We start from the raw sequence: 25,286 nt of genomic DNA on the forward strand, positions 1-25,286 counted from the left end.
GGGACGGCCAACTGGTCGTCCCCTCCGGGGCGTAGCGTGATCGTCATGGGGTGGGGGAGATCATCCGGGGGAGTGTCCGGCAGTCCGTGGGACGACGCGGGGAGGGCGGCCGCCGTCACGGCCTACTGCGCGGTGGCCGTGGTGGCGCTGACGGTCCAGACCGTCGTCGCCCCGGCACTGGAGTCGTCCTACGGGCCGGCCGGCGGCGGGCTCGTGTTGTGCCTGTTCCCGTTCCTCCTCGTGGCTCTCTGGGCCGGTGGTGTGGCCGCCTCCCTGCTGCACGCCCTGCCCGCCGCAGCTCTCGGCCACGCACTGTCGCGCCGCATCGACGTGCCTCGCACGCTGTGCTGCCTCGCGGCCGAGGTGGTGCTCGCCGCCGTACTGGCTGCGCCGGCCCCGGCGTTGGGCCTGCCCTACCTGACGGTGTGGTGCTGCATCGCCGGGGCCGGCGTCGCCCCGGTGCTGGCCGCCTCGTTGTACGCCGTTCGCCCGAACCCGGGCGGGAAGACCGGATGGCCGCGCCAGAAGCAGGTGGCCGGCCAGATCTCCGTCGTCGGTGTCGTGCTGGTCGGAGTCGTCTTCGCGGGCGGCCTGGTGGCGTACGGGACGGGCCTGGTGAAGGAGTACGAGCCGCCGGTCCTGGAGTCGGGAGCCGACTACGCGGGTACCTGGCGCGACAAGTTCGACGGGGTCATGCGGTTCTCGGCGGACGGCACTTTCATCGCGCAGGGCGTCCGCGAGTACGACGCCGACGCGTCGGGCCTGTACAGCCACTACGTCAGCCACTCCGGCCCCGGGACGTGGCGGTACGTCAAGGAGAGTGAGGGCGGGGTGCCCGGAGGGCTCACGCTCACCTTCGGCGACGACGGCGCCGAGATGGGCCATTGGTCGTCACGGGGTACCGAGGCCCGGCCGGTGCTCTACCAGGAGCTGGGCGATCCGGATCTCGCGATCTGGTACCTGTTCAGGAAGGACGCCGCCCCGTGATCCGGGGTGGAAGGCGGGCCGGCCGGCCGAGGGGGAGAGGCCGGCCGGTCCGCCGGACCGGGGGTGGTGCCGGGCCCGCGCCGGTGCGGCGCGGAGGGTGTGCGTGGGGGTGCGCGCGCCGTCCGGGAGGCGCCGGAGCGCGCACGCCCACACCGTGTCGATACCCGGCGTGGCGCCTCGGCTACCGCCTGGCAACGGACTTGGCGATCCTGCGTGCGTCGATGGCCATTTCCCGCAGGTTGCCGCTGATGGGGTTGGTGAAGCCGGTGAAGTACAGGCCGGGCGCGCTCTTGTGGCTGCGGCCGCCGTGCACCGAGGGCCGGCCGCGGCCGTCGAGCACACCGAGGTGGCCGACCAGCGGTTCCAGGCCCCGCCGGTAGCCGGTCGCCGCGATCACGGCCTCGGGGGTGAGCCGGGTGCCGTCGGCGAGCAGGACCTCGCGGCCGTCGAAGCCCTCGACGGCGGCGACGGGTTCGACCTTGCCCGTCTGTACGGCGGCGATCAGGCCGACGTCCTGGACCGGGATGGCGCCCTCGCGCACCCGCGAGTAGAGGCCGGTCCGCGGTCGCGGCATCCCGTGGGCCGACAGATCGGGCACGGAGATCCGCTCCACATATGGCGCGATCGCGTCCACCAGCGGTGCCGGCAGGCGGCGGACCAGGATGCCCGTGCGCTGCGCGGGCCACCCGGCCGTGGAGCGGCGCAGGATGTGCGGCGGGGTGCGCACCGCCAGGCGCACCCGGGCCGCCCCCGCCTCGACCAGGTCGACCGCGATCTCGGCGCCGGTGTTGCCGACGCCGACGACGAGGACGTCGCGGCCCGCGTACGGCGTGCCGTTGCGGTAGCCGGACGCGTGCAGCAACTCGCCGTCGAAGGTGTCCAGGCCGGGCCAGTCCGGCAGGTGCGGGGTGTGGTTGAAGCCGGTGGCGACCACGACGCTGCGGGCGCTCAGCATGCGGCCGCCGGTCGCGGGGAGGGCCCAGCCGGCCGCGGGGTCCCGCGCGGGCTCGATGCGGGACACCTCGATCCCGGTGGCGACGTCCAGGTCGTGGAAGCGCGTGTACTGCTCCAGGTAGCGCACCACGTCGTCGCGGCCCACCCAGCGGCCGTAGGACCGCGGGATGGCGAGGCCGGGCAGCGCGGACAGCCGTCTGGTGGTGTGCAGATGCAGCCGTTCGTAGTGGCCGCGCCAGGACGCGCCCACGGCGCCGGAGCGCTCGACGACCAGGGTGCGTACCCCGCGGTGCCGCAGTGAGGCCGCCACGGCCAGCCCCCCCGGCCCGGCACCGATGACGATGGCGTCCGGGGCGGCCGCGCCCGGTATCGGGGCGACGGCGGAGGCGGAGGTGTCGGTCATGTCGTACTCCCGTGGCTGACTGATGGCGAGGTCACTCCGGAAGGTAGCGCGCTTCACCGCCCGCACCTCGCCGAGGAGGGACCGCATCCGGTCAACCGGCGCGCCGCCGGGGCGCACTCGCGCGGCCGGACCCCCTGGTCGGCGCTCCGCGGCGGTTGGTTGAATGTGGCCGTGCAGGAACCCGTGCTGGTCCCCGTGGAGTTGCAGGCGTTCGACCTGCTGCTCAGGCCCTGGGAGGACACTCCGGGAGATTTCGCCGCCGCTCTGCGCGGGCTCGGCGACCCGGACTTCCGGCGGTGGAACTCGGCGGTCGTGCCCCGGCCGGACGAGAACGGCGTACGCGACTTCCTGCGCCGCCGGCGCGACGGGTGGGGCGCGGGCGACCTCGCCTCCTTCGCGGTGACCGAGGGCGGCGCCGTGCTCGGGCAGGTCGCCGTCGGCCTGATCGACCGGCCGATGCGCACCGCCCGGGTCAGCTACTGGCTGCTCCCCGAGGCGCGCGGCCGCGGGGTCGCCTCACGGGCGCTGGAGGCGGTCACCCGGTGGGCGTTCCGCGACCTCGGCCTGCACCGCCTGGAACTCGGCCACGCGGTCGGCAACGAGCCGTCCTGCGCCGTCGCCGGACGCTGCGGCTACCCCCTGGAGGGCGTCCTGCGCGGGGCGATGGTCGATGTCTCCGGCCGGCTCAGGGACGTCCATCTGCACAGCCGTCTCGCGACGGACCCGCGGCCGGCCGGCCGGGCCTGAGGCGTCCGTCCGCGCCCCGCGCTCGACCGAACGGGTGCCCGTGCTCTGCTTGCGGAATCGGAAAGGAAAACGCGGGCGCCGTTCCGGCAACCTCCCCCGAGGACCGGTCGGCGCCCGCGTCTTTGCAGGCAGGACTACGACGGCAAGGACTTTAAAAAGGCCGCGAGCGGCGGGAATCAGCGCGTGGGCTTCTTGCCCGTCACTCCCAGATGGACGAGCAGTGCCAGATTCGGCTTCAACTCGGCCTGTTTGACGCCCCAGCTCTGAAAGCCCTTTTGGTGTGCGGCGACCGCCGCGAGCATGGCCACAAGGGACCCGGCGACGGCCGCCGGAGTGATGTCCTTGTCGACCCTGCCCTTGCTCTGGAGCTCCTTGACGGAATCCGAAAGGGAGTTGGTGAGGGGGTTGAGGATCTTCATGCGGAGTTTGTAGAACCGCTTGTCCCCTTCCGCCGCGCCCAGATCCACGACACGCAGGATGGCGTCGTGCTTGCGCCAGAAGGAGAGGAAGCCCTCGACGAGTTCCTCCGCCGCCGTGGCACCGGCCTTGCCGGCCCAGGAACGACCGGCCACGAGGTCCGTCAACGCGGCGCCCTCCTTGGCCATCTCCTCGGCCAGCTCGAGCACGGCGCCCTCAACGTCGGGGAAGTACTGGTAGAACGTTGCGGGGGAGGTACCCGCCATCCGGGCGACGTCGATGACCTTGACGTCCCGGTACGGCGACGTGCTGAGCATTTCGCTGAGGCAGTCGAGCAGCTTCTGCCGCGTCGCCTGACCCCGACGTCCTGCCACACGGCCGTCGACGGTGCGAACTTGTCCTGTCATGCCGTCAGTTTACGGGCTGGTGATCAGCGCGCGATTCGGTGCCTGCAAATGGGGAAGGCCATGTGTTCGAATTTTCCTCGGGCGGGCTTGAGGATCGGCCGATAACGTGTCAAGTCAGACACTCCGTCGATCCATGCGAATCACCGCGCGAATCACGACACGAATCGAGGACCAGATGGCCGGATACGCCGACGGCGTGCCCTGCTGGGCGGACGCCATGCTCAATGACCTGGAGGCGGGAAAACGCTTCTACGGCGAGCTGCTCGGCTGGACCTTCGGGGCCACCGATCCGGAGTCGTCCTCGTACACCCAGGCCTACGGTCCCGGGGGGAAGAACGTCGCCGCGCTGTCGCCCAAGCCCGACGGCCGCATGCCGACCGTGTGGAACCTCTATCTCGCCTCGTCCGACATCCAGGACACCGCACGCAGGATCCGCGACGCCGGCGGCCAACTCATCATGGAGCCCATGGCCGTTGGGCCCTTCGGCTCCATGCTGACCGCGGCCGACCCCACCGGTGCGGTCTTCGGGGCGTGGCAGGCCGGGACCCATCAGGGCTTCGAGACGACCCGCCAACCCGGCTCCTACGTCTGGGCCGAGATCTTCACCCGCGACGCGGCGAAGGCCGACGCCTTCTACGAGGGCGTCTTCGGGTACCGCGGCAAGGAGATCCTCGAAGGGCCCCCCGTCGCCGATTCCGCGGCCGGCACCGGGACCGCCGGGGAGGCCGCCGGCGACGGGAACCACGAGACCGACTTCAGGATCTTCGTGCCCGCGGGCAAGGAGGTCACCGTCGCCGACGCCGTGCTCGGCCGCTTCCGGATGAGCGGGCGGTACCCCGAGGAGATGCCCCCGCACATCCTCGTCTGCTTCGCCGTCGAGGACGCCGACCGCGCGGCGGAGACGGCCGTGCGGCTCGGCGGACGCGTCGCACGCGGCCCGCTGGACTCCCCGTTCGGAAGGTTTCTGCTGGTGAGCGACGACCAGGGAGCACAATTCGGGCTCATCGACCCGGCCACGACGGTCGGCCGGAAGCCGTCCTGACATACGCCCGATCCGCAAGCGAATCTCAGGTAATCGCGTGTCGACACCGCCCCGGGTTCGCAACTGATACTCATCCCATGAAGAATCAGGGGACGGACCCCGGGATGGGGGGAACCCACGGGGAGGTGGCAGGGCAGTGGTGCAGCAGCTGACGCAGCACGATCCGAGACGGATCGGCCCGTTCGAGGTGCTGGGCCGGCTGGGCGCGGGTGGCATGGGCCTGGTCTATCTGGCGCGCTCGGCGTCGGGCCGGCGTGTGGCGATCAAGACCGTACGCGCCGAGCTCGCCGAGGACCAGCTGTTCCGCGTGCGCTTCGCCCGCGAGGTCGAGGCCGCCCGCGCGGTCAGCGGTTTCTACACGGCCGCGGTGGTGGACGCCGACCCCAGGGCCGCGGTGCCCTGGCTGGCGACGGCCTTCGTCCCCGCGCCCTCGCTGGAGGAGATCGTCAACGAGTCCGGGCCGCTGCCGGTCCAGGCCGTGCGGTGGCTGGCGGCCGGTATCGCGGAGGCGCTCCAGTCGATCCACGGGGCGGGCCTGGTCCACCGGGACATGAAGCCGTCCAACGTGCTGGTGGTCGAGGACGGCCCGCGCGTGATCGACTTCGGCATCGCCAGCGGGGTGTCCAACACGCGGCTGACGATGACGAACGTGGCCGTGGGCACGCCCGCGTACATGTCGCCGGAGCAGGCGAAGGACTCGCGCAGCGTGACCGGCTCCAGCGACGTCTTCTCGCTCGGCTCCACGCTGGTCTTCGCGGCCACCGGGCACGCGCCCTTCCACGGCGCCAACCCGGTCGAGACGGTCTTCATGCTGCTCCGGGAGGGCCCGGACCTGGCGGGGCTCCCGGCGGACCTGCGGCCGCTGATCGAGTCCTGCATGCGGATGGAGGCCGAGCGCCGGCCCAGCCCGGCGGACCTTCAGGCGCAGCTGGCGCCGCACCTGTTCTCCTCCGCCGGGGACGACACCGGCACCGCCTCCGCCTGGCTGCCGCCCGCGGCGGTCGGCCTCATAGAGGAACGGCGCAGCGGCGGCCGGGCAGGCGGCCCTGCGGGCCCCGGCGCCCCCGCCGCGCCCCCGATGCCGCCCAAGCCGCCCGCGGCCCCCGTACAGCCCCCCAGGGCCCCTGCCGAGGCCCCCGGCGGCCCCGTGCAGCTCGCCGGCTCCGCACCGATAGGGCCCGGCATGCGGGTCGCGGAGCGCAAGAACCAGACCGCCGCGGCGCCCGCCGGCGACGGAGTCGGCTGGTCCGGCCGCGGCGGTGCCGCCGGCGCCGCCCCGGTGGCCGTGCCCGGTCAGGGACAGGGCGGCGGCGCCCAGCCGCCCGCCGGCCCGGCCGGGGAGTGGCGTCCGTGGCGGTTCCGGATGTCCAACGACGTGTGGGGCACCCCCGTCGTCTCCGCGGGCCGGCTCTACGTCACCTCCTTCGAGGTGCACGCGCTCGACGTCGCCACCGGGCGGCGGCAGTTCAAGACCCGTGACGTGGCGTGGACGATGGCCGTCTCCGACGGCCGCATCCACGGCTCCGACGGGCCGAGCCTGTACGCCCTGGACGCCGCCGACGGCACCGAGCGGTGGCGCACGGGGGTGGACGGCTGGATCTACTCGCTGCGGGCCGAGGCCGGCAGCGTCGTCACCGGTACGCGCGGCGGCGGCGTCCAGGTCTGGGACGCGGCGAGCGGGCGGCTGCGCTGGGAGCGCGGCGGCGCGCAGACGGAGTTCGAGACCCCCGAGTCGGGGCCGAGCATCACCGGCGGTGTCGTCTACTTCCACGGCGGCGGCCGGCTGCACGCGCTGGACGCCGCGACCGGCGCCGAGCGGTGGTCGTTCCCGACCGGCGACGGCGGCGCCATGCCGACCCGCCCGGTCGTCGAGGACGGCTCGGTGTTCGCGACCGCGGGCAGCCGCGTGCTCGCGCTGGACGCCCGCACCGGCACCGAGCGGTGGCGCTTCGACGCCCCCGCGGTGATGTTCGGACCGCCCGCGTACGTCCCGGGCCCCGGCATCTCCGGCGGCGGTGTCTACGTCGCCGACTACCTCGGCACCGTCTACGCCCTCGACCCCGCCGACGGGCGGGACCGCTGGCGGGTCGCCACCGAGCAGCGGCAGAGCGTCGAGCCGGTCCTCGTGGCCGGGGGCTCGGTCATGCTCGGCGCGGGCAGCGCGCTCTACACCCTCGACGCGGTCTCGGGCACCCCGAAGTGGCGCTTCGCCGCCCAGGGCGAGATCGTCGGCTCACCCGTCGTCGCCGACGGGCGCGTCCACTTCGGCTCCAAGGACCACTGCCTGTACACCGTGGACGCCGGCGGCGGCCAGCTGCGCTGGAAGCTGGAGACGGGCGGCGAGATCACCGGCTCCCCGGTCGTCGCCGAGGGCGTCGTCTACGCCAGCAGCAAGGACCGCTGCGTCTACGCGCTCAACGCGGTCAAGGGCACGGAGGCGGCCACGCGCCGCGCCTGAGCCCCCGCGCGCCGCGCGGTTCGCGGAGCGATGGGCGGCCGTCGCTGCCTCACACGGAAGGGGCGGGCGACGGCCGCCGCTACGCAACCTACGCCCCACACGCCACAGGCGCCACGCGGGGGGCGGCCTGCGGCGCGGTAGGCCGGTCGCCCGCGCCCCGCGTACGCCCGCCGAATGTCCGATCCGCCCGTTACGCACGGCCGGTGAGGGACGTTGCTCCTTTCGGCTCCATCCGGACGCGCCCGCTCTGCCCCTCGGCACGCGGACGCGTCCCGCACCGGCGAAAGGGACGCAACATCATGGCGACACCGCGGCAGTTCGAGCACGACCAGGCGCCGGCCGGCCCGGGTCAGCAGACCCCCGTCGTGCTCCCGCGGCGGCGGACCGCCCCCGTCGACCCGGCCCCCGTGATCGACGCCGGCCGCCTCGCCCGGCTCCCCCGCGGGCTCGGCGACCAGTTGCGCCGCACGCACAACATCTGAGGGACGGGCGGCGCTTCGGCTGCCGTCGGCGGGGTGCGGAAACGCGGATGGCCCTCCCACGGTGAACGGGAGGGCCATGCGGTCACGCGGTGCGCGGGGGTGCGATCACGGGGTGCGGAGGCTGTCCGGGCTGATGACCGTCTGGTGCCAGTTGTCGGGGCTGACGATCGTCTGGTGCCAGTTGTCGGGGCTGACAATTGTCTGGTGCCAGTTGTCCGGGCTGTCCGCGGCGGCGGCCGGGAGTGCCGTGACGAGGAGTCCGGCCGCGAGGGCGGCGAGGACGACTGCGGCCTTGCGTACGAGCTTCATGACGCCTCCACGAGAAGCCGGGCGCTGGGCCCGGTAGTCACATTCGTACAAGGGCGTTACGGCGAGCCGGCCCCTTAACGGGCGATGGATTCGGCTCAACTTGCCTACGGAAGCTATCAGTTCACGACTGGCGCCACATGAGGATCACGCGTTGCGGCGATCGTGCTGATTCCCCGGACATGACAAAGACCGACTACGACGCCCCCTCCGCGCCGCAGTCGGTCCCTGTTCCCTTCGTACTCCCCCCCTGTGACGCCCCCCCGGTGCGTCCTCGGGTCCTGTTCCCCCGTGTTCCCCCGTGCCCCCCTGCTCCCCCTGGTGGTGCTTCCCCCGTGTCCCCCCTGTGCGGCTTGGCTCAGGAGGAGTGCCAGTTGTCGGGCTTGACGGTGCCGTCGTCCTTGGCGGGAGGCTCCTCGATCGTCTCGTCGTCCGCGACGGGGACCTGCTGCTCCTCGTCCACCGTGCCGGTCTCGGGCGTCGTCTCGCTCATGTTGTCTCCTTCGTCTTCGCGGAAACCGGATGCTGCGAGCCCGCCTGGCGACGACCCCCGTGCGTCACCAGGCGGGCGTTTCTTGCACTGATGGAAGCGTGGCAGGGGGCGATAATCAACTGATAAACGGAATTGTTGACGTCCTGTGCCTGCGGTGTTGCGCGGTCGGGACGTCAGACCGCGACAGCGGACTCCGGCGGGCTGCCCAGGAGTTGCCGCACCTCGTCCGTCTCGGGAGACCCCAGTGCGGTGAAGTCCTTCAACGCGTCGTACCAGCAGGCCCGGGCCCGGTCGGTCTGCCCGATGCCGTCGAGTGCCTTGCCGAGCACCACGAGGGCGGTCGCCTGCCGCAGCGTGCCGCCCACCACCCGCAGCAGGATCAGCGACTGCTCGGCGACGGAGGCGGACTGCCTGTGGGCGTTCGCGGCCAGATGGACCTCTGCCATGCGGAAGAGCGTCATGCCCTCCCAGAACTGCTGCCGGGCGTCGCGGAAGAGCGCCAGGGCCTCGCCGAGGCGGGCGAGTGCCTCTTCCAGGCGTCCGGCGGCGGTCAGTGCGATGGCCAGTGCGTACAGGCCGTTGCCGAGCCGGAATCCCGCCCCCAGGTCGCGGTAGATGGCCAACGCCCTTTCCGCGGAGTCGATGGCCGAGGGCGTGTCCCCCAATTCGATCTGCGCACGCGAGAGATTGCTGAGCGCGGCGGCGCCCCCCTGCCTGTTGCCGTCGGACACGAAGGCGGCGATCGCTGTCACGTGGTAGTCCGCGCATTCCTGGAAGCGGCGCGTCACCAGCGCGATCATGCCGCGCAGGTTCGGCGCGTAGCTCGCGGTGAGCGGGTCCCCGGTGGCGACTCCCAGGGCATGCGCCCTCTCCGCCTCGCGGTCGGCCTCCTCGAAACGGCCCGTCAGCCAGTTCAGCTGGCCGAGCAGCACGCGGGCCCGGCCCTCCACCAGTGGTTCGCCGCACGCGTGCGCCGTGGTGACGAGGGCGCGGGTGGCCTGCTCGAATTGGCGCGCGTAGATGCCGGACTCCATCAGGTCCTGGGCGGTGAAGAGCAGGTCCACGGCCCGTCGCATCGGGCCCTCGCAGCCGTCGCCCGCGGCCTGCTGGACGGCGGCGAGCAGGCTGGGCGCCTCGTTGAAGAGCCAGTCGAGGCCCTCCTGCCGGGAGGCGAAGACCAGACCGGGGCGGCCGACCGGGCTGAGGTGGTCCAGGACGCGGTCGCCGGGGTTCTCCAGCTCGTACGTGCGGGCGGCCGAGGCGAGGTAGAAGTCGAGCAGCCGGGACAGGGCCGCGCAGCGGGCCTCCTCGCCCTCGTGGCGTTCGGCGCAGTCGCGCGCGTACAGCCGCAGGAGGTCGTGGAAGCGGTAACGGGCGGGCCCGGCGGACTCGATGAGGCTGATGTCGACCAGGGCCTCCAGCAGTTCCTCGGCGTCGTGGACGTCCATGTCGAGGACGGCCGCGCCCGCCTCCAGCGAGATGTCCGGGCCGTCCGCGAGGGCCAGCAGACGGAAGACGCGGGCCTGTTGCGGGGTGAGCTGGCCGTAGCCGAGTTCGAAGGTGGCCTTGACGGCGAGGTCGCCGGCCTTGAGCTCGTCCAGGCGGCGGCGCTCGTCGCTGAGCTTGCGGGCGAGGAAGGAGACCGTCCAGGTGCGCCGGGTCGCCAGGCGCGAGGCGGCGATGCGGAGGGCGAGCGGCAGGAAGCCGCAGGCGGCGACGACGTCGAGGGCGGCCTGGCGCTCGCCCGCCACGCGCTCCTCGCCCACGATGCGGGTGAAGAGCTGCAGCGCCTCCTCGGGGCTCATCACGTCGAGGTCGACCAGGTGCGCCCCCGCCAGGTCGACCATCCGGGTACGGCTGGTGATCAGGGCGGCGCAGCCCGGCGTCCCGGGCAGCAGGTGGCGGATCTGGGCGGCGTCGTGGGCGTTGTCGAGCAGGGCCAGGACCCGCCGCCCGGCCAGCGTGGTGCGGTACAGCGCGGCGCGGTCGGCCGGCGAGTCGGGGATGGCGCTGTCGGTGACGCCGAGGGAGCGCAGGAAGGAGGCGAGCACCGTCTCGGGCTCGGTGGGACGGGGGCCGGTGCCCTGGAGGTCCACGTAGAGCTGCCCGTCGGGGAAGGCTCCCGCGACGGCGTGCGCCACATGGACGGCGAGCGTGGTCTTGCCGACGCCGCCGATGCCGGCGACGGCCGAGACCGCCATGACGCCGCCCTCGGCGGAGGCGCCCGCCAGGCGGTCGCCGAGTTCGCGGACGAAGGCGGCGCGCCCGGTGAAGTCGGCGACGGTGGCGGGGAGCTGGGCCGGGCGCACCGGTTCCGCGGCCGTTTCGGCCTGCGGTACGGGCGGCGGCAGCAGCGCCGGGTCGGCCTCCAGGATGCGCTGGTGGAGTTCGGTGAGCTCGGTGCCGGGGTCGACGCCCAGCTCGTCGTCGAGCAGTCTTCGGGTGTCGGCGAAGACGCCCAGCGCCTCGGCCTGCCGTCCGCCGCGGTACAGCGCCAGCATCAGCAGGGCGCGCGGCCGTTCGCGCAGCGGGTGCTCCGCGGAGAGCACGGTCAGCTCGGACACGGCCTCGGCGTGGCAGCCCGCCTGGAGGTCCAGGTCCAGGCAGGTCTCGGTGATCTGCAGCCGCCATTCCAGCAGCCGGGTGCGCTGGGTCTCCGCGTACGGGCCGGGCAGTCCCGCCAGCGGTTCGCCGTCGAACAGGGCCAGCGCGCAGCGCAGTTCGTCCCGGGCCGTGGCCAGGTCGGCGGCGGCGCGGGCCTTCTCGGCGGCGGCGCAGTGCCGTTCGGCGCGGAAGAGGTCGAAGTCGTCGCCGGGGCTGAGGAGATAGCCGCCGTCGACGGTGGCCAGGGCCTCGGGCCCGAGGGCCTTGCGGAGCCGGAAGGCGTAACTGCGCAGCGCGGCCAGGGCGGTGGGCGGGGGCTCCTCGCCCCACAGGGCGTCGACGAGTTCCTGCGCGGTCGCGGTGCGGCCGCCGCGCAGCAGCAGCGCGCCCAGGAGCGCCCGTTGCTGGGGTGGGCCGGCGGGTACGGGCTGTCCGCCGCGCCAGGCCCGCACCGGGCCGAGGACCGCGAAGCGCAGCGCTCCGCCGGGGTCCGTACCGCTCTGCATGCCTGCCCCCAGGTGCCGACTGCCGTCCGCGAACAGCTCGTATATCGATCGTTCATCGCGAACCGGAACAGTGTCCGCAGACGACAGTTCCGGTCTTTCGGATCTGCCGACTGTGCCAGTTTGCCGTGCCGACCTGTTCGCGGTCACCTATGGGTGACTTTCGGAGGGCACGCTCTGAGGGGTTGCGGGGAATGTTCGCCGTCTTTTCGCATGATCTGTGCTCATATGCCGTTGGCGTAGCCGCCGTTCCTCACGAGGGGGTGAAGGGCCGCCGGTGTGCTCGCGCCGCGGACGGGAGCCGGTGAGTGGCGTCCGGGCCGGGATCGGCGGCTCCGTGGTGAGCGTGTACCGCCTGCCGGGCCCCGCGCTGCGCCGCCGCGCGCTGCGGCAGCCCGACGGCCGCCCCTATGTGCCGTACGACTGCGACTTCGCCGGTCTCGACCGGCGTGCCCGCGCGGTCGCCGCGGGCCTGGGACGCCTGCTGCCGCCCGGCAGCCGCGTCCTGCTGGACTACCCCCAGGGCGTGGACCTGGCCGGCGCCTTCTACGGCTGCCTGTACGCGGGCATGGCCGCGGTGCCGCTGGTCGCGGGCGGCCCGGACGGGCCGGGTGCCGTCGCCGAGGCCGTCGAGCGGTGCCGTCCCGCGGCGGTCCTCACGGGGGCCGACGCGTGGACCGCGCTGGCGGTCGACCGCACCCGTACCGAGGTCCTGGAGGCCGACGGCCGCCGTGTGGGCGGGGAGCCGGTGCCGCGCCTGGCGCGGGAGTGGCGGCCGGTGGGGGTGCTGCGCACCGCGCCCGCCTACGAGCGGTACGTCGCCGACGGACTCGGCGGGGGCCGCATGGAGCCCGCGCTGCGGCACGGCGACCTCGCCGACGTGGTCGGTGAACTGACCACCGCCGCCGGAACGGGCACCTCGGAGGACAGCCTCGGCTGGATCGCCTCCGTCCACGGCCTGGAGGAGGCGGTCTGGCGCATGCTGCTGCCCGTCCACGCGCTCCGCCGCCCGAGGCCGCTCGGCCCCGCCTGACGGGAGGGGAGTTCGCCCGCTGTTCGCCCGCAGGTCGAGACGGGCCGAGCGGGCGCCTGATGGGCTGGTCGCGCACAGCGGGAGGAGCGCGGCCGATGGGTCTGATCACCGAGTTGTGGCTGGCCGGCGAGGTCCCGGCCCGCGACGGGCTGTACCGGGCGGACGGCACCGCGTTCGGTGTGGACCTCGACGGTCCGCGGTTGTCGGCGTTCCGCGTCGGCGACCCCGTCGACCTGCCGGCCCTGCTCGCCGCTGACCCGGGGCTCGTCACGGCCGCCGATCCGCACCCGTACGGCACCGCCGAACTCCCCGACGGCACGGGGTACCTGTGCTGCGGCGACGGCTCGCGTGAGGCGGAGGGCTTCTTCGCCCGGCTGGACTCCGACGGCAACCTGATCTGGGTCGTCGCCCTCGGGCGGTCCCGCCCCTTCGTCCGCGCCGAGGCCGGGACCGGGAACGGGACGGGTGACGGGACCGGCAGCGCCGCCGGGGGATCGTACGCCACCTTCACCAACGACCTGGGCCACGCCCTCACCGTGGACCTCGCGGCCCCGGCGTTCGCCCCGCGGTGACCCCGGGGTGGGTGCCATGTCCCGGATGAGACGTCCGCACCGTTTTCGCGACACTGCGGGATTCCGGCCACCCAAAGGCCAACATCAGCTAACGGGTCGGAAATCGACGGTTCCATTCCGGCCGCTACCATGCTGGCGCATGACGGTGCGGAAGGCGCGGCGGCGACCTCGATCGATCTTCAGAGCCCTCCCCCGTCCCCTGCCGGGATGGCGGACCATCCGGGGCCGGGTGGCGGTCGTCCTCGCCGTTCCCACCTGCCTGCTGCTCGCCTTCGTCGGACTCGCCGTGGACCTGCGCGCCGAGGACTACAACGACGCCAGCACCACCCGCTCCGAGATCGAACTGTCGCTGCGGCTGCGGTCGCTCGTCCACCAGCTCCAGCTGGAACGCGGACTGACCAACGGCCTGCTGGGCGGTGAGACCCGGTACGGCAAGCAGCTCGTCGCCACCCGCAGGCTCGTCGACGTCCAACTGCACGACCTGCGCGACCAGACGGCCGTCGAGGACGTCATCCAGACGCGGCTCGGCCGGCTCGCCGGGACGCGCGCCGACGTCGACTCCGACATCGCCGGCCGCGATGCGACGAACACCTTCTACACCTACGCGATCCAGGGCCTGAACGCCGTCGACCCGGCGGCCGGTACCGCCACCCGCGGCGACCGGGAGCTGCGCGACGGTGTCGCCGCGCTCGAGGCGCTCGCCCAGGCCAAGGAGGCGCTCGCCAACGAGCGCAGCTCGCTCAACGGCGTCTTCGCCTACGGCGCCTTCCGCCGCGCCGAGTACCTGGAGTTCATCCAGGAGCGCGCCGAGCGGCTGGCCGCGATCGGCCGCTACCGGCAGGTCGCCACGCCGGAGCAGCGCCTCCTGCTGGACCAGGCCTTCGGCACCACCGCCGCCAACAACACCTTCACCTACGAGCAGCTGGCCGAGCGCGGCGTCGACGGCTCGCGCCTGAACGTCGACTCCCGGGCCTGGTGGAACGGCACCGGCGCCCTCAACGACGAGCTGTACGAGGTGCAGCGCTCGGTCGGCGCCGACGTGACGGCCCGCACCAGGACGCTCAGCGACCAGGCCGCCGGCTCGCTCGCCCTCTACATCACCGTGGGCGTGCTCATCCTGGGGATCGTCAGCGCCGCCGCGGCGCTCGCCTCCCGTTCCATCACCCGCCCGCTGGCCGCCCTCGCCGGCGGCGCGGACGACATCGCCCGCCGGCGGCTCCCCGAGGCCGTCCAGCGCATCCAGCAGGCCCGTACCGCGGGCGCGGCCCCGCCGGAATCCGCCGAGCCCGCAGGCGTCCTGGTGCGGCACGGCGCCGCCGAGATCGCCGAGGTCGCCGCCGCCCTGCGCAACGTCGAGCGCACCGCCCTCGACCTGGCGGCCGAACAGGCCCGGCTGCGCGGCAACACCACCGAGTCGCTGGCCAACCTGGGCCGCCGCAACCAGGGCCTCATCCGCCGCCAGCTGGGCCTGATCACCCGGCTGGAGAGCCGGGAGCTCGACCCGGACGAACTCGCCGAGCTCTTCGAGCTGGACCACCTGGCCACCCGCATGCGCCGCAACGCCGAGAGCCTGCTGGTCCTCACCGGCCAGCACACCGCCCGCCCCAACGCCCGCCCGGCGACCGCGCTGGAGGCCGTCCGCTCCGCGGTCGCCCAGGTCGAGCAGTACCGCCGGGTGATGGTCGCCCAGGTCGAACGGGGCAGCCTGCGCGGCCACGTGGTCACCGACGTCGCCCACCTGCTGGCCGAACTCATCGAGAACGGGCTGACCTTCTCCCCGCCCGAGGAGTCCGTCGACGTGCACGGCTGGCGCGACGAGCAGATGGGGGAGTACTGCTTCGCCGTCGTCGACCACGGTGTCGGCATGAGCCCAGCCGACCTCCAGCGGGCCAACGCGCTGCTCACGGACAGCGGGGACGAGATCTTCCTGTCCGCCCCGACGCGCTTCCTCGGGCACCATGTCGTCGGCCGGCTCGCCCGCCGCCAGGACATCGAGGTACGCCTCTTCGACACCCCTGAAGGGGGTGTCTCCGCGCTGGTGATCCTGCCTCCCCGGCTGCTCGCCCCCGACGAGGAGGAGCCGCCGCCCCCGGCGCCCAAGCCCGGGATCTCGACGCTGCTCAACGCCTTCCGGGCCGGGGTCGCCCGCGCCGAGAACGGTTCCCCCTCCGTACCCGCCCGCGGGGCCGTCCCCCAAGCGGTCCCGTACAGAACCAAAGAAGGAACGCCATCGTGACCACCGCCGTCCAGAGCTTCGGCTGGCTCATCTCCGACTTCGTACGGACCACGGACGGCGTCACCGACGCCGTCGCGGTCTCCTCCGACGGCCTGCTGATGGCGGCCTCCGAGCGGCTGACCCGCGACCGCGCGGACCACCTGGCCGCGGTCGTGTCGGGCATCACCTCGCTCGCCCAGAACGCGGCCACCGCGCACGGGTTCCACGGCATGAAGCTGGTCATGATCGAGATGCTGGGCGGCTTCATGATGGTCGGCCGCATCCGCGACGGCAGCTGCCTCGGTGTCCTCGCCTCCGAGGGCTGCGACGTCGGCCTCGTCGGCTACGAGATGTCCGTGCTCGCGGACCGCGCCGGCGAACTGCTCACCCCGGCCCTCGTCACCGAACTCCGCAACGCCCCGGTCGGCACCGCGGGCTGACCCGCCTCCCGCGGACCGCCGTCGTCGCCCGCCCGGTGCGCGAGCCGTGCGGCGTCCTTCCCGCGCCTCGCGCGGGGCCTTAAGGTCGCCCCGTACACGGGAGGTGCGACGACGCCATGCGGATCGCCACGACGATCTTCCTGACCGACCAGTCCGTCCCGGCCGTCCGGCTCGCCCGGGAGCTGGAGGAACGCGGCTTCGACGGCCTGTACCTGCCGGAGCACACGCACATCCCGGTCAGCCGGCGCACCCCCGCGCCGATGGGCGGGCCCCTGCCGCCGGAGTACGGCCGCACGCTGGACCCGTTCGTCGGCCTCGCCGCGGCGGCGGCCGTCACCCGGCGGCTCCGCGTGGGCACCGGGATCACCCTGGTCGCCCAGCACGATCCCATCGTTCTGGCCAAGCAGGTGGCGAGCCTGGACTTCCTGTCCGGCGGGCGGTTCACCCTCGGCGTCGGCTTCGGCTGGAACGTGGAGGAGGCCGCCGGCCACGGCGTCGACTGGCCCCGCCGCCGCGACCTGGTGCGGGACCGGATGGCGGCGATGCGGGCCCTGTGGGCGCCCGAACCGACCGCCTACCAGGGCGTCCACGCGAGCGTCGAGGCGAGCCACGCCTGGCCCAAGCCCGCCTCCGGAACCCGCCCCCGCACCCTGGTCGGCGGCGCCGCCGGGCCCGTGCTGTTCCGTCACATCATCGAGTACGCCGACGGCTGGCTGCCGATCGGCGGCGGCGGGCTCAAGGACAGCCTGCCGGCGCTGCGCCGGGCGTGGGCCGACGCGGGCCGCGACCCGGCCGGCCCCCGGGTCGTGCCCTACGCGGTCCGCCCGAACGCCGGGAAGCTCGGCTACTTCCGCGACCTGGGGGTGGAGGAGGTCGTGCTGCAACTGCCCTCCGCGGGCACCGCGGACGTGCTGCGCACCCTGGACGACTACGCGCAGTATTTGTGAGCGCTCACAGCACGCCGGCCAGTTCCTCCCGCAGCCGCCGCTTGGTGCGCGCCCCGACCGCCGACCACACCGGTTCGCCGTCGCGGAAGACCATCAGCGTCGGCACCGACAGGATGCCGTAGGCGCTCTGCGCCGACGGGCTGTGGTCCACGTCCAGCCGGACCACCTTCAGCCGCCCCTCCTCCTCCCGGGCGAGCTCCCGCAGCACGGGCTCGATCTGACGGCACGGCGGGCACCAGTCGGCGCCGAACTCCACCAGCACCGGCACCCCGGCGGCCAGCACCTCGGCGGCGAACGTCGCGTCGGTCGCCTCGGCCAGGTGCCCGGGGCCGGTCCCCGGCCCCGACTCCGGCCTCGTGCTTGTCCTCGTATCGGTCATGTCGTACTCCCCTCGCACGTGAACTCACAACGCGGTGCGGGAGCCGCCGCCGACTCGGCGCGGGCCAACTGCCCGGCGATCCGGCCCCGTGCCTCGGTGAGCCGGGCGACGTACTCGTCCAGTTCCGCGAGCTTGCGCCGGTAGACCTCCAGGGAGGCCGGGCACGAGTCCCCCTCGGGGTGGCCGGCCCGCAGGCAGTCCACGAAGGGGCGGGTGTCCTCCAGTTCGAAGCCGACGTCCCGCAGGAGCTGGATCTGCCGCAGCAGCCTCAGGTCCGCCTCGTCGTAGGCCCGGTAGCCGTTGCCGGTGCGCCGGGCCCGCAGCAGCCCGAGCGATTCGTAGTACCGCAGGGCGCGTGTGGTGGTGCCGGCCCGTTCGGCGAGTTCCCCGATCCGCATGGACCGACCGTAGACCTTGACCCCGACGTCAAGGCCAGCCGGAAATTCCCGTCCGGCGGCAATCCCCCCGGTGATCTACGCGACAGCGCCCGCTGACGGAGTGCGCACCTATGCTCGGAGAATGACGCACACCCCGCCCACCGCCAACAGCATGCGCCGTGCGCTCAAGCGTGCCCGTGACGGCGTCGCCCTCGACACCGCCGAGGCCGCGGTGCTCCTCCAGGCCCGGGGGGACGACCTGGCCGCCCTGATGGAGAGCGCCGCCCGGGTCCGGGACGCGGGGCTGGAGGCGGCGGGGCGCCCGGGCGTCATCACGTACTCCAAGAGCGTGTTCATCCCGCTGACGCGGCTGTGCCGGGACAAGTGCCATTACTGCACGTTCGTCACGGTGCCGGGCAAGCTGCGCCGGGCGGGGCACGGGATGTTCATGTCCCCGGACGAGGTGCTGGAGATCGCCCGCCGCGGTGCCGAACTGGGCTGCAAGGAAGCGCTGATCACGCTCGGGGACAAGCCCGAGGACCGTTGGCCCGAGGCCCGGGAGTGGCTGGACGCGCACGGCTACGACGACACCCTGGCCTATGTGCGGGCCATGTCGATCCGGATCCTGGAGGAGACGGGGCTGCTGCCGCACCTCAACCCCGGCGTCATGAGCTGGACGGACTTCCAGCGGCTGAAGCCGGTGGCGCCGTCGATGGGCATGATGCTGGAGACCACCGCGACCCGGCTGTGGTCCGAGCCGGGCGGCCCCCACTACGGCTCGCCCGACAAGGAACCGGCGGTACGGCTGCGGGTGCTGGAGGACGCCGGACGCAGCTCGGTGCCGTTCACCAGCGGGCTGCTGATCGGGATCGGCGAGACGTACGAGGAGCGTGCCGAGTCGCTGTTCGCGCTGCGCCGCGTCGCGCGCTCGTACCACGGCATCCAGGAACTGATCATCCAGAACTTCCGCGCCAAGCCGGACACGGCGATGCGCGGCATGCCGGACGCCGAACTGGACGACCTGGTCGCCACGGTCGCGGTCGCCCGGCACATCATGGGGCCTTCCGCGAACCTGCAGGCCCCGCCCAATCTGGTGGACGCGGAGTACGCGCGCCTCATCGGCGCCGGCATCGACGACTGGGGCGGGGTCTCCCCGCTGACCCCGGACCACGTCAACCCCGAGCGCCCCTGGCCGCGGATCGACGAGCTCGCCGCGCATTCCGCGGCGGCCGGCTTCACGCTGCGCGAACGCCTCTGCGTCTACCCGGAGTTCGTCACCCGCGGTGAGCCGTGGCTCGACCCGCGGCTGCTGCCGCACGTCACCGCGCTGGCCGACCCCGCCACGGGGCTGGCCCGCGAGGACGCGGTGGTGGAGGGCCGCCCGTGGCAGGAGCCCGACGAGGCCTTCACCGCCACCGGCCGCACCGATCTGCACCGCACCATCGACACCGAGGGCCGCACCGGTGACCGCCGCGACGACTTCGACGAGGTGTACGGCGACTGGGAGGCGCTGCGCGAGCAGGCCGCGCCCGGATTCGTCCCGGACCGCATCGAGGCCGACGTGCGCACGGCGCTGTCGGTGGCCGCCGACGATCCCACGAAGCTCACCGACGCCGAGGCGCTGGCGCTGTTCCACGCCGACGGCGCGGCGCTGGACGCGCTGGCCCGGATCGCGGACGACGTGCGCCGGGACACCGTGGGCGACGAGGTGACCTACGTCGTCACCCGCAACATCAACTTCACCAATGTCTGCTACACCGGCTGCCGGTTCTGCGCCTTCGCCCAGCGCCGCACGGACGCCGACGCCTACACCCTGTCGCTGTCCCAGGTCGCGGACCGGGCCGAGCAGGCCTGGCAGGTCGGGGCGACCGAGGTGTGCATGCAGGGCGGTATCCACCCCGACCTGCCGGGCACCGCGTACTTCGACATCGCCCGCGCGGTGAAGGAGCGCGTGCCGGGCATGCACGTGCACGCCTTCTCCCCGATGGAGGTCGTCAACGGCGCCACCCGCACCGGGATGTCGATCCCCGAGTGGCTGGCCGCGGCCAAGGAGGCCGGCCTGGACTCCATCCCCGGCACCGCCGCGGAGATCCTCGACGACGAGGTCCGCTGGATCCTGACCAAGGGCAAGCTCCCCACCGCCACCTGGATCGAGGTCGTCAAGGCCGCCCATGCGCTCGGCCTGCGCTCGTCGTCGACCATGATGTACGGGCACGTGGACCAGCCCCACCACTGGCTCGCCCACCTGCGGCTGCTCGCCCGGATCCAGCAGGAGACCGGCGGCTTCACCGAGTTCGTCACCCTGCCCTTCATCCACACCAACGCCCCCGTCTACCTGGCCGGCATCGCCCGGCCGGGCCCCACCGCGCGCGACAACCGCGCGGTGACGGCCATGGCCCGGCTCCTGCTCCACGGCCACATCTCCAACATTCAGACCAGCTGGGTCAAACTCGGCGCGGACGGCGCCGCGGAGATGCTGCGCTCCGGCGCCAACGACCTCGGCGGCACCCTCATGGAGGAGACCATCTCCCGCATGGCCGGGTCGAGTTACGGCTCCTACCGGTCCATCCGCGACCTGGTCGCCATCGCCGAGGCGGCCGGCCGCCCGGCCCGCCAGCGCACCACCACCTACGGAGAGGTCCCCGCCGAACGCATCGCCACCGGCCTCGCCTCCGACGGCCACCTGCCCGAACTCCTGCCGGTCCTGGGGGACTGACCGCCGGGTCACATTCCGGGACCGTCCGGCATCTGTCCGGAACGCCGCCACGAGTGACTGGCCACATTCCGTTCACGGCCGGGATCCGGCCTTTCGTGGTCGATTACAGTGCTGGGCGGCGTCTGCGAAGGAGGCAGTGGCATGGCCGGGGCGGTATGGGGGCGTGACGAGCAGCAGGACTTCCGCAGCCGGGTCCGCGGCTGCCTGCTCGGGGGCGCGATCGGCGACGCGCTCGGCGCCGGCATCGAGTTCGACTCCCTCGCCGCGATCCGCGGCGCGCACGGCGAGAGGGGCGTGACGGACTACGTCCCCGCCTACGGCCGGCGCGGCGCCGTCACCGACGACACCCAGATGACCCTCTTCACCACCGAGGGCCTGATCCGCGCCCAGGTGCGCCGCGACACCGGCGTGTGGCACCCGCCCACCGACATCCACCGGGCGTACCGGCGCTGGGCCGCCACGCAGAGCGACTGGGGCCCCGACGAGCGCCGCAAGGACATCGGCTGGCTGGCCCGCGAGGAATGGCTCTACTCCCGCCGCGCGCCCGGCCGGGCCTGCCTGACCGGGCTCGGCGACGACCGCATGGGGACCCTGGACAAGCCGAAGAACCCGGCCTCCAAGGGGTGCGGCACCGTCATGCGGTCCGCGCCCTTCGGGCTGCTCGTCGGATGGGAGCCGCAGCTCGTCCTGCAGCTCGCCCTGGAATGCGCCGCGCAGACCCACGGCCATCCCACGGGGGTCATGGCGGCCGGCGCCTTCGCGGTGATCGTCCACGGGCTCGCCCGCGGCGAGTCGCTGGACGGCGCGGTGCAGCACGCCCTCGCCCTGATCGCCCGGCGCCCGGGGCACGAGGAGACCTCCGCCGCCCTGCGGGCCGCGCTCGGGGCGGTGCGCCAGGGCCTGCCCGACGCAGCGCGGGTGGAGGCCCTCGGCGAGGGCTGGACCGCGGAGGAGGCCCTGGCCATCGGCGTCTACTGCGCGCTGGTGGCCGAGGACGTCCGGCACGGCCTGCTGCTCGCGGTCAACCACTCCGGCGACAGCGACTCCACCGGCTCGATCTGCGGCAACCTGCTGGGTGTCCAGCACGGAGAGACCGCGCTGCCGCCGGCCTGGCTCGCCGAGCTGGAGGGCCGTGGCACGATCCTCCAGCTCGCGGACGACTTCGCCATGGAGATGACGCAGGCCCCGGCCCTGCACGGGCCGGGGGGCGTCTCGGCGGCGTGGCTGGAGCGCTACCCCGCCGCCTGAGCGCGCACGGGCGGCGGCACCGGGGCGCTCAGGCCGTGGCCGGTGTCTCGGGCACGGCCTCGGCCGCCGCGCCGTCCCCGCTGCCGTCGTCGTCGGAGTTGATCCGGGCCAGCAGGGCGTCCCGCTCCGGGGTGTCCTCGGGCTTGACGTAGCCGATGAGCACGTACAGGACGAGCGAGACGGCCAGCGGCGTCACGATCTGGATCTGCAACTGCACGCCGTCCAGGCCGTAGTTGGTCAGCCAGAAGGCGAACAGCCCCGCCGCCCAGGACACCAGGGCCGCGGTCGGGCCGGACCTGCGGAAGGACCGCAGCAGGCCGAGCATGAACGGGATGGCGATCGGGCCCATCAGCCCGGCCACCCACTTGATGACGACGGTGATGATGTCCTTGAAGGCGGGCGAGTTGACCTGGGTGGCCACCGCCATCGACAGGGCGAGGAACGCCACGGTGGTGACGCGGGCGGCGACCAGCCCGGCCCGCTCGTTCCACGACCGCGCCGCCTTGGACACCACGGGTGCGATGTCGCGTGTGAAGACCGCGGCGATGGCGTTGGCGTCGGAGGAGCACATGGCCATGGTGTGCGAGAAGAAGCCGACGACGACCAGGCCCAGCAGGCCGTGCGGCAGCAACTGCTCGGTCAGCAGCGCGTAGGAGTCGGAGGCGTCCGGCTTCTGCGCCTGCACCAGCAGCGGGGCGACCCACATCGGGAAGAAGAGGACCAGCGGCCAGACGAACCACAGCAGGGCCGACAGCCGGGCGGAGCGGGTGGCCTCGCGGGCGTTGGCGGTGGCCATGTAGCGCTGGGCCTGGTTCCACATGCCGCCGTTGTACTCGAAGGTCTTGATGAACAGGTACGCCAGCAGGAACGTCACCGTGTACGGACCGGCGGTCGGGGCGGTGTGGTTGTCGGGCAGTTTGTCCCACACGGTCCACAGCCCGCTGATGCCGCCGATCTTGCCCAGCACCGCGACCAGCATGGCCAGGCCCGCGAGCAGCTGGATGATGAACTGCCCCAGCTCGGTGAGGGCGTCGGCCCACAGCCCGCCGACCGTGCAGTAGACGGCGGTGACTGCGCCGGTGATCAGGATGCCCTGGTTGAGGGAGACACCGGTGAAGACCGACAGCAGGGTGGCGATGGCCGCCCACTTGGCGCCGACGTCCACGATCTTCAGCAGGACGCCGGAGACGGCGAGCGCCTGCTGCGTGGGCACGTTGTAGCGGTTCTTCAGGTACTCCAGCGGGGAGGCCACATGGAGCCGGGAGCGCAGCCGGTTGAGCCGCGGCGCGAAGAGGTTCGCGCCGATGGCGATGCCGATGGCGATCGGGAAGGACCACGTCACGTACGAGGTGACGCCGTAGGTGTACGCGATGCCGGCGTAGCCGGTGAACATGACCGCGCTGTAGCCGGACATGTGGTGCGAGATGCCGGAGAGCCACCACGGCATGCGGCCGCCGGCGGTGAAGAAGTCGCCGACGGTGTCGACACGTTTGTGGGACCACAGGCCGATACCGACCATCACGCCGAAGTACGCGACCAGTACGGCCCAGTCGAGACTGTTCATGCCTTGTTGCCCCCTTCAGGGGTCCGCCTTGTGAACGGGTGCGTACTTCGCCGGTACGTCCGTCGCGGGGCGGCGCCCCAGATTGAACCGCGCGGTGGGGGCATGGTCAAGACCAGTCGCGTTCAGGGATATGAACTGCGATCAGATGGCAGAATTGTTTTACTTGTTCTTGACCTTACTTGACGTTGTCGTGAACACGTCCTGCGGCCGACGATGGGCGGGTACTTCGCCGGAACGACCCGTTGTTCTCCCCTGGATGTCAATGCATCGGCCCACCCGTGTTCACCGGCGGGGACCGCCCGCAAACGGCCTGGGACAGCAGTGAGCCCCCTCGGCCAGGACGGCGTGCCGGTCGAGAGGGCTCTGCGGGTACTGCGGTGGTGCTCAGTCCAGGTCGAAGGCGCCACGGCTCACGTCCGTGACGAACGCCGACCAGGCGTCGGGGGGGAAGCCGAGGGTGGGGCCGTCGGGGTCCTTGGAGTCGCGGACATCGACAAGAGAGAGGTTGCGGGACGCGACCTCGACGCAGGCCCCGTTCCCCTGGGAGCGCGAGGACTTGACCCACGCCTTGGTGTTTCCGAGCTGAATAGCCATGATCGCTCCGAGCTTTCTCAATCGTGCAGCTCTGACGTGATCGAAGCTACTCGCCAACATCACTGGCCACAGCCGCTGTTACCTCCAACGGGTGGCATATTCCAAGTTCACCTTCCGTCTTGCGGTGGCGCGGGTGTACGCTCCTGGGCCCCGGTTCTCACCACCGGAAGCGCGGCGCACCGTCAGCGCGCGTACTCCTTCGCGGCGTCCGCGATGAACACCCGGCTCGCCTCGGCGCTGAGCGCCTGCGCCCTCAAGTGCTCGTACATGACGCTGTAGCCGTGCACGTCGGTCGGCTTCTCCAGGTAGAGGTCACTGGTGACGCCCTCGATGTAGACCACGCTGGAGTCGGTCGCGTCGGCGAACTCCAGGATCGCGAAGTTGCCCGACATGCCGGGGTGGGCGCCGGCCTCGTACGGCAGTACCTGCACGGTCACGTGCGCCTGCGTACTCATCTGGGCCAGGTACTCCAGCTGTTCGCGCATGACGTCCCGGCTGCCGACGACGCGGCGCAGCGCCGACTCGTCCATGACGACCCAGAAGCGCAGCGGGAGGTCCGGGTCCGTGACGCGCTCCTGGCGGCGCAGCCGGATCTCGATCCGCTTCTCGATCTGCTCGGGCGTCGCCTCCGGGAGGGTGCCCTCGATGACGGCGGCCGCGTAGTTCCGGGTCTGCAACAGGCCGGGCACCACCAGGGAGTCGTACACGCGCAGCGACTCGGCCTCGGTCTCCAGGCCGATGTAGACGCTGTAGGGGACGTCGCCGAAGGCGTGCCACCAGCCCTGCTGGCGTGACTCGCGGGCCATGTTCATCAGGGAGTCGACCAGCCGGGCGTCGTCGACCCCGTACACCCCGCACAGGTCGCGGACGTCGCGCTGGCTGATGCTGCGGCGGCCGTTCTCCAGCCGGCTGATCTTCGACTGCGAGACGAGCAGCCGGGCCGCGACCTCCTCGGCCGTCATCCCCTTCTGTTCGCGCAACTTGCGCAGTTCCGACCCGAGTCGGCGACGCCTGACGGTGGGATTGACGTTGGCGGCCACGGGATGCGCACCTCCGGTTGCGAGCGGCTGCGTGTTCTGCGCTGATGTCTGCGGACGCCGGCCGACGTGAGGCCACGTGAACCGGCGTGTACTGCTCGTCAGCAGACTGCCACTATCGGTCATCCCACCGCTGGGAAATGGTCGTATGCTGCGCTCTTCAAAAGAGCGGACAAACGGCAGCGGCGGGGGGGGGGGGGGGGGGGGGGGGGGGGGGGGGGGGGGGGGCCGGGGGGGGGGGGGGGGGGGGGGGGGGGGGGGGGCCATTCGTTGGGGGAGGTGGTGGCGGCGTGTGTGGCGGGGGTGTGGTCGGTTGAGGATGCGGTGCTGGTGGTGGCGGCGCGTGGGCGGTTGATGGGGG

General features: G+C 72.8%; 22 protein-coding genes. 12 read left to right on the top strand and 10 right to left on the bottom strand.

What is annotated here, in order from left to right; genetic code table 11:
• Positions 1 to 72 precede the first annotated feature (72 nt).
• Entirely contained in the window at positions 73 to 987 is a 915-nt protein-coding gene (locus tag ACIP64_RS29595; RefSeq protein WP_401592534.1) for a hypothetical protein, read from the top strand.
• 181 nt (positions 988 to 1,168) lie between these two features.
• Here the strand turns inward: ACIP64_RS29595 and ACIP64_RS29600 are convergent, their stop codons facing one another.
• A complete protein-coding gene (locus ACIP64_RS29600) occupies positions 1,169 to 2,344 on the bottom strand; it encodes a flavin-containing monooxygenase (RefSeq protein WP_401592536.1) in 1,176 nt (391 codons plus the stop codon).
• 171 nt (positions 2,345 to 2,515) lie between these two features.
• Between ACIP64_RS29600 and ACIP64_RS29605 the strand changes: the two genes are divergently transcribed.
• Entirely contained in the window at positions 2,516 to 3,091 is a 576-nt protein-coding gene (locus ACIP64_RS29605) for a GNAT family N-acetyltransferase (RefSeq protein WP_401592538.1), read from the top strand.
• A 176-nt stretch (positions 3,092 to 3,267) separates the two neighbouring features.
• Here ACIP64_RS29605 and ACIP64_RS29610 read toward each other — a convergent pair whose 3' ends face one another.
• Positions 3,268 to 3,915: a TetR/AcrR family transcriptional regulator gene (locus tag ACIP64_RS29610; RefSeq protein ID WP_360901157.1), complete on the bottom strand. Its 648-nt coding sequence runs from the start codon at positions 3,913 to 3,915 to the stop codon at positions 3,268 to 3,270.
• Positions 3,916 to 4,090: 175 nt separating this feature from the next.
• Between ACIP64_RS29610 and ACIP64_RS29615 the strand changes: the two genes are divergently transcribed.
• From ACIP64_RS29615 to ACIP64_RS29625, 3 genes are all read left to right on the top strand, one after another.
• On the top strand, positions 4,091 to 4,957 hold the full coding sequence (locus ACIP64_RS29615; RefSeq protein WP_401592604.1) for a VOC family protein: 867 nt from the start codon (positions 4,091 to 4,093) through the stop codon (positions 4,955 to 4,957).
• Positions 4,958 to 5,093: 136 nt separating this feature from the next.
• Positions 5,094 to 7,415: a PQQ-binding-like beta-propeller repeat protein gene (locus ACIP64_RS29620; RefSeq protein WP_401592541.1), complete on the top strand. Its 2,322-nt coding sequence runs from the start codon at positions 5,094 to 5,096 to the stop codon at positions 7,413 to 7,415.
• 299 nt (positions 7,416 to 7,714) lie between these two features.
• On the top strand, positions 7,715 to 7,897 hold the full coding sequence (locus ACIP64_RS29625) for a hypothetical protein (protein WP_401592543.1): 183 nt from the start codon (positions 7,715 to 7,717) through the stop codon (positions 7,895 to 7,897).
• A gap of 105 nt (positions 7,898 to 8,002) precedes the next feature.
• Here the strand turns inward: ACIP64_RS29625 and ACIP64_RS29630 are convergent, their stop codons facing one another.
• The 3 genes from ACIP64_RS29630 to ACIP64_RS29640 all read right to left on the bottom strand — a co-directional run bounded on the left by ACIP64_RS29630 (position 8,003) and on the right by ACIP64_RS29640 (position 11,806).
• Positions 8,003 to 8,206 (bottom strand): hypothetical protein, encoded by a 204-nt coding sequence (locus ACIP64_RS29630; RefSeq protein ID WP_401592545.1) that lies wholly within the window; start codon positions 8,204 to 8,206, stop codon positions 8,003 to 8,005.
• Between the two features lie 355 nt (positions 8,207 to 8,561).
• Complete coding sequence (locus ACIP64_RS29635; protein WP_401592547.1) at positions 8,562 to 8,696, bottom strand: hypothetical protein; 135 nt, start codon at positions 8,694 to 8,696, stop codon at positions 8,562 to 8,564.
• A gap of 173 nt (positions 8,697 to 8,869) precedes the next feature.
• The gene (locus ACIP64_RS29640; protein ID WP_401592549.1) at positions 8,870 to 11,806 is read right to left on the bottom strand and encodes a BTAD domain-containing putative transcriptional regulator; all 2,937 of its coding nucleotides are present in this window, start codon (positions 11,804 to 11,806) and stop codon (positions 8,870 to 8,872) included.
• Positions 11,807 to 12,107: 301 nt separating this feature from the next.
• On the opposite strand from ACIP64_RS29640, the gene ACIP64_RS29645 reads away from it, so the two are divergent.
• From ACIP64_RS29645 to ACIP64_RS29665, 5 genes are all read left to right on the top strand, one after another.
• Complete coding sequence (locus ACIP64_RS29645) at positions 12,108 to 12,836, top strand: AMP-binding protein (RefSeq protein ID WP_401592551.1); 729 nt, start codon at positions 12,108 to 12,110, stop codon at positions 12,834 to 12,836.
• 95 nt (positions 12,837 to 12,931) lie between these two features.
• Entirely contained in the window at positions 12,932 to 13,408 is a 477-nt protein-coding gene (locus tag ACIP64_RS29650; protein WP_401592553.1) for a hypothetical protein, read from the top strand.
• A 139-nt stretch (positions 13,409 to 13,547) separates the two neighbouring features.
• Positions 13,548 to 15,644, top strand: a complete 2,097-nt coding sequence (locus ACIP64_RS29655) for a nitrate- and nitrite sensing domain-containing protein (RefSeq protein WP_401592555.1) — start codon at positions 13,548 to 13,550, stop codon at positions 15,642 to 15,644.
• Positions 15,641 to 16,063: a roadblock/LC7 domain-containing protein gene (locus ACIP64_RS29660; protein WP_401592557.1), complete on the top strand. Its 423-nt coding sequence runs from the start codon at positions 15,641 to 15,643 to the stop codon at positions 16,061 to 16,063. Before ACIP64_RS29655 ends, ACIP64_RS29660 begins: the two co-directional genes overlap by 4 nt.
• Positions 16,064 to 16,179: 116 nt before the next feature.
• Positions 16,180 to 17,010 (top strand): TIGR03619 family F420-dependent LLM class oxidoreductase, encoded by an 831-nt coding sequence (locus tag ACIP64_RS29665; RefSeq protein ID WP_401592559.1) that lies wholly within the window; start codon positions 16,180 to 16,182, stop codon positions 17,008 to 17,010.
• Positions 17,011 to 17,014: 4 nt separating this feature from the next.
• Here the strand turns inward: ACIP64_RS29665 and ACIP64_RS29670 are convergent, their stop codons facing one another.
• Positions 17,015 to 17,389: a thioredoxin family protein gene (locus tag ACIP64_RS29670; RefSeq protein ID WP_401592561.1), complete on the bottom strand. Its 375-nt coding sequence runs from the start codon at positions 17,387 to 17,389 to the stop codon at positions 17,015 to 17,017.
• Entirely contained in the window at positions 17,386 to 17,787 is a 402-nt protein-coding gene (locus ACIP64_RS29675) for a MerR family transcriptional regulator (protein ID WP_401592563.1), read from the bottom strand. Before ACIP64_RS29675 ends, ACIP64_RS29670 begins: the two co-directional genes overlap by 4 nt.
• Before the next feature lie 121 nt (positions 17,788 to 17,908).
• Here ACIP64_RS29675 and ACIP64_RS29680 point away from each other — a divergent pair, with 121 nt between their 5' ends.
• Positions 17,909 to 20,482, top strand: a complete 2,574-nt coding sequence (locus ACIP64_RS29680) for a bifunctional FO biosynthesis protein CofGH (RefSeq protein ID WP_401592565.1) — start codon at positions 17,909 to 17,911, stop codon at positions 20,480 to 20,482.
• 141 nt (positions 20,483 to 20,623) lie between these two features.
• A complete protein-coding gene (locus tag ACIP64_RS29685) occupies positions 20,624 to 21,730 on the top strand; it encodes an ADP-ribosylglycohydrolase family protein (protein WP_401592567.1) in 1,107 nt (368 codons plus the stop codon).
• Between the two features lie 28 nt (positions 21,731 to 21,758).
• On the opposite strand, the gene ACIP64_RS29690 is transcribed toward ACIP64_RS29685, so the two are convergent.
• The 3 genes from ACIP64_RS29690 to ACIP64_RS29700 all read right to left on the bottom strand — a co-directional run bounded on the left by ACIP64_RS29690 (position 21,759) and on the right by ACIP64_RS29700 (position 24,928).
• The gene (locus tag ACIP64_RS29690; RefSeq protein ID WP_401592569.1) at positions 21,759 to 23,294 is read right to left on the bottom strand and encodes a sodium:solute symporter family protein; all 1,536 of its coding nucleotides are present in this window, start codon (positions 23,292 to 23,294) and stop codon (positions 21,759 to 21,761) included.
• 384 nt (positions 23,295 to 23,678) lie between these two features.
• Positions 23,679 to 23,888 (bottom strand): DUF397 domain-containing protein, encoded by a 210-nt coding sequence (locus ACIP64_RS29695; RefSeq protein WP_401592571.1) that lies wholly within the window; start codon positions 23,886 to 23,888, stop codon positions 23,679 to 23,681.
• A 182-nt stretch (positions 23,889 to 24,070) separates the two neighbouring features.
• Positions 24,071 to 24,928: a helix-turn-helix transcriptional regulator gene (locus ACIP64_RS29700; RefSeq protein ID WP_360901209.1), complete on the bottom strand. Its 858-nt coding sequence runs from the start codon at positions 24,926 to 24,928 to the stop codon at positions 24,071 to 24,073.
• Between the last annotated feature and the right edge of the window lie 358 nt (positions 24,929 to 25,286).

The sequence above is a fragment of the Streptomyces sp. NPDC088733 genome, assembly GCF_044751185.1.
Classification (GTDB): Bacteria; Actinomycetota; Actinomycetes; order Streptomycetales; family Streptomycetaceae; genus Actinacidiphila.

Excerpts from the sequence above, each read along its gene's own strand:
- ACIP64_RS29600 (WP_401592536.1), bottom strand. The coding sequence starts at position 2,344 with ATGACCGACACCTCCGCCTCCGCCGTCGCCCCGATACCGGGCGCGGCC.
- ACIP64_RS29685 (WP_401592567.1), top strand. The coding sequence starts at position 20,624 with ATGGCCGGGGCGGTATGGGGGCGTGACGAGCAGCAGGACTTCCGCAGC.
- ACIP64_RS29630 (WP_401592545.1), bottom strand. The coding sequence starts at position 8,206 with ATGAAGCTCGTACGCAAGGCCGCAGTCGTCCTCGCCGCCCTCGCGGCC.
- ACIP64_RS29680 (WP_401592565.1), top strand. The coding sequence starts at position 17,909 with ATGACGCACACCCCGCCCACCGCCAACAGCATGCGCCGTGCGCTCAAG.
- ACIP64_RS29665 (WP_401592559.1), top strand. The coding sequence starts at position 16,180 with ATGCGGATCGCCACGACGATCTTCCTGACCGACCAGTCCGTCCCGGCC.
- ACIP64_RS29670 (WP_401592561.1), bottom strand. The coding sequence starts at position 17,389 with ATGACCGATACGAGGACAAGCACGAGGCCGGAGTCGGGGCCGGGGACC.
- ACIP64_RS29615 (WP_401592604.1), top strand. The coding sequence starts at position 4,091 with ATGGCCGGATACGCCGACGGCGTGCCCTGCTGGGCGGACGCCATGCTC.
- ACIP64_RS29625 (WP_401592543.1), top strand. The coding sequence starts at position 7,715 with ATGGCGACACCGCGGCAGTTCGAGCACGACCAGGCGCCGGCCGGCCCG.
- ACIP64_RS29690 (WP_401592569.1), bottom strand. The coding sequence starts at position 23,294 with ATGAACAGTCTCGACTGGGCCGTACTGGTCGCGTACTTCGGCGTGATG.
- ACIP64_RS29650 (WP_401592553.1), top strand. The coding sequence starts at position 12,932 with ATGGGTCTGATCACCGAGTTGTGGCTGGCCGGCGAGGTCCCGGCCCGC.
- ACIP64_RS29610 (WP_360901157.1), bottom strand. The coding sequence starts at position 3,915 with ATGACAGGACAAGTTCGCACCGTCGACGGCCGTGTGGCAGGACGTCGG.
- ACIP64_RS29655 (WP_401592555.1), top strand. The coding sequence starts at position 13,548 with ATGACGGTGCGGAAGGCGCGGCGGCGACCTCGATCGATCTTCAGAGCC.
- ACIP64_RS29640 (WP_401592549.1), bottom strand. The coding sequence starts at position 11,806 with ATGCAGAGCGGTACGGACCCCGGCGGAGCGCTGCGCTTCGCGGTCCTC.
- ACIP64_RS29675 (WP_401592563.1), bottom strand. The coding sequence starts at position 17,787 with ATGCGGATCGGGGAACTCGCCGAACGGGCCGGCACCACCACACGCGCC.
- ACIP64_RS29695 (WP_401592571.1), bottom strand. The coding sequence starts at position 23,888 with ATGGCTATTCAGCTCGGAAACACCAAGGCGTGGGTCAAGTCCTCGCGC.
- ACIP64_RS29635 (WP_401592547.1), bottom strand. The coding sequence starts at position 8,696 with ATGAGCGAGACGACGCCCGAGACCGGCACGGTGGACGAGGAGCAGCAG.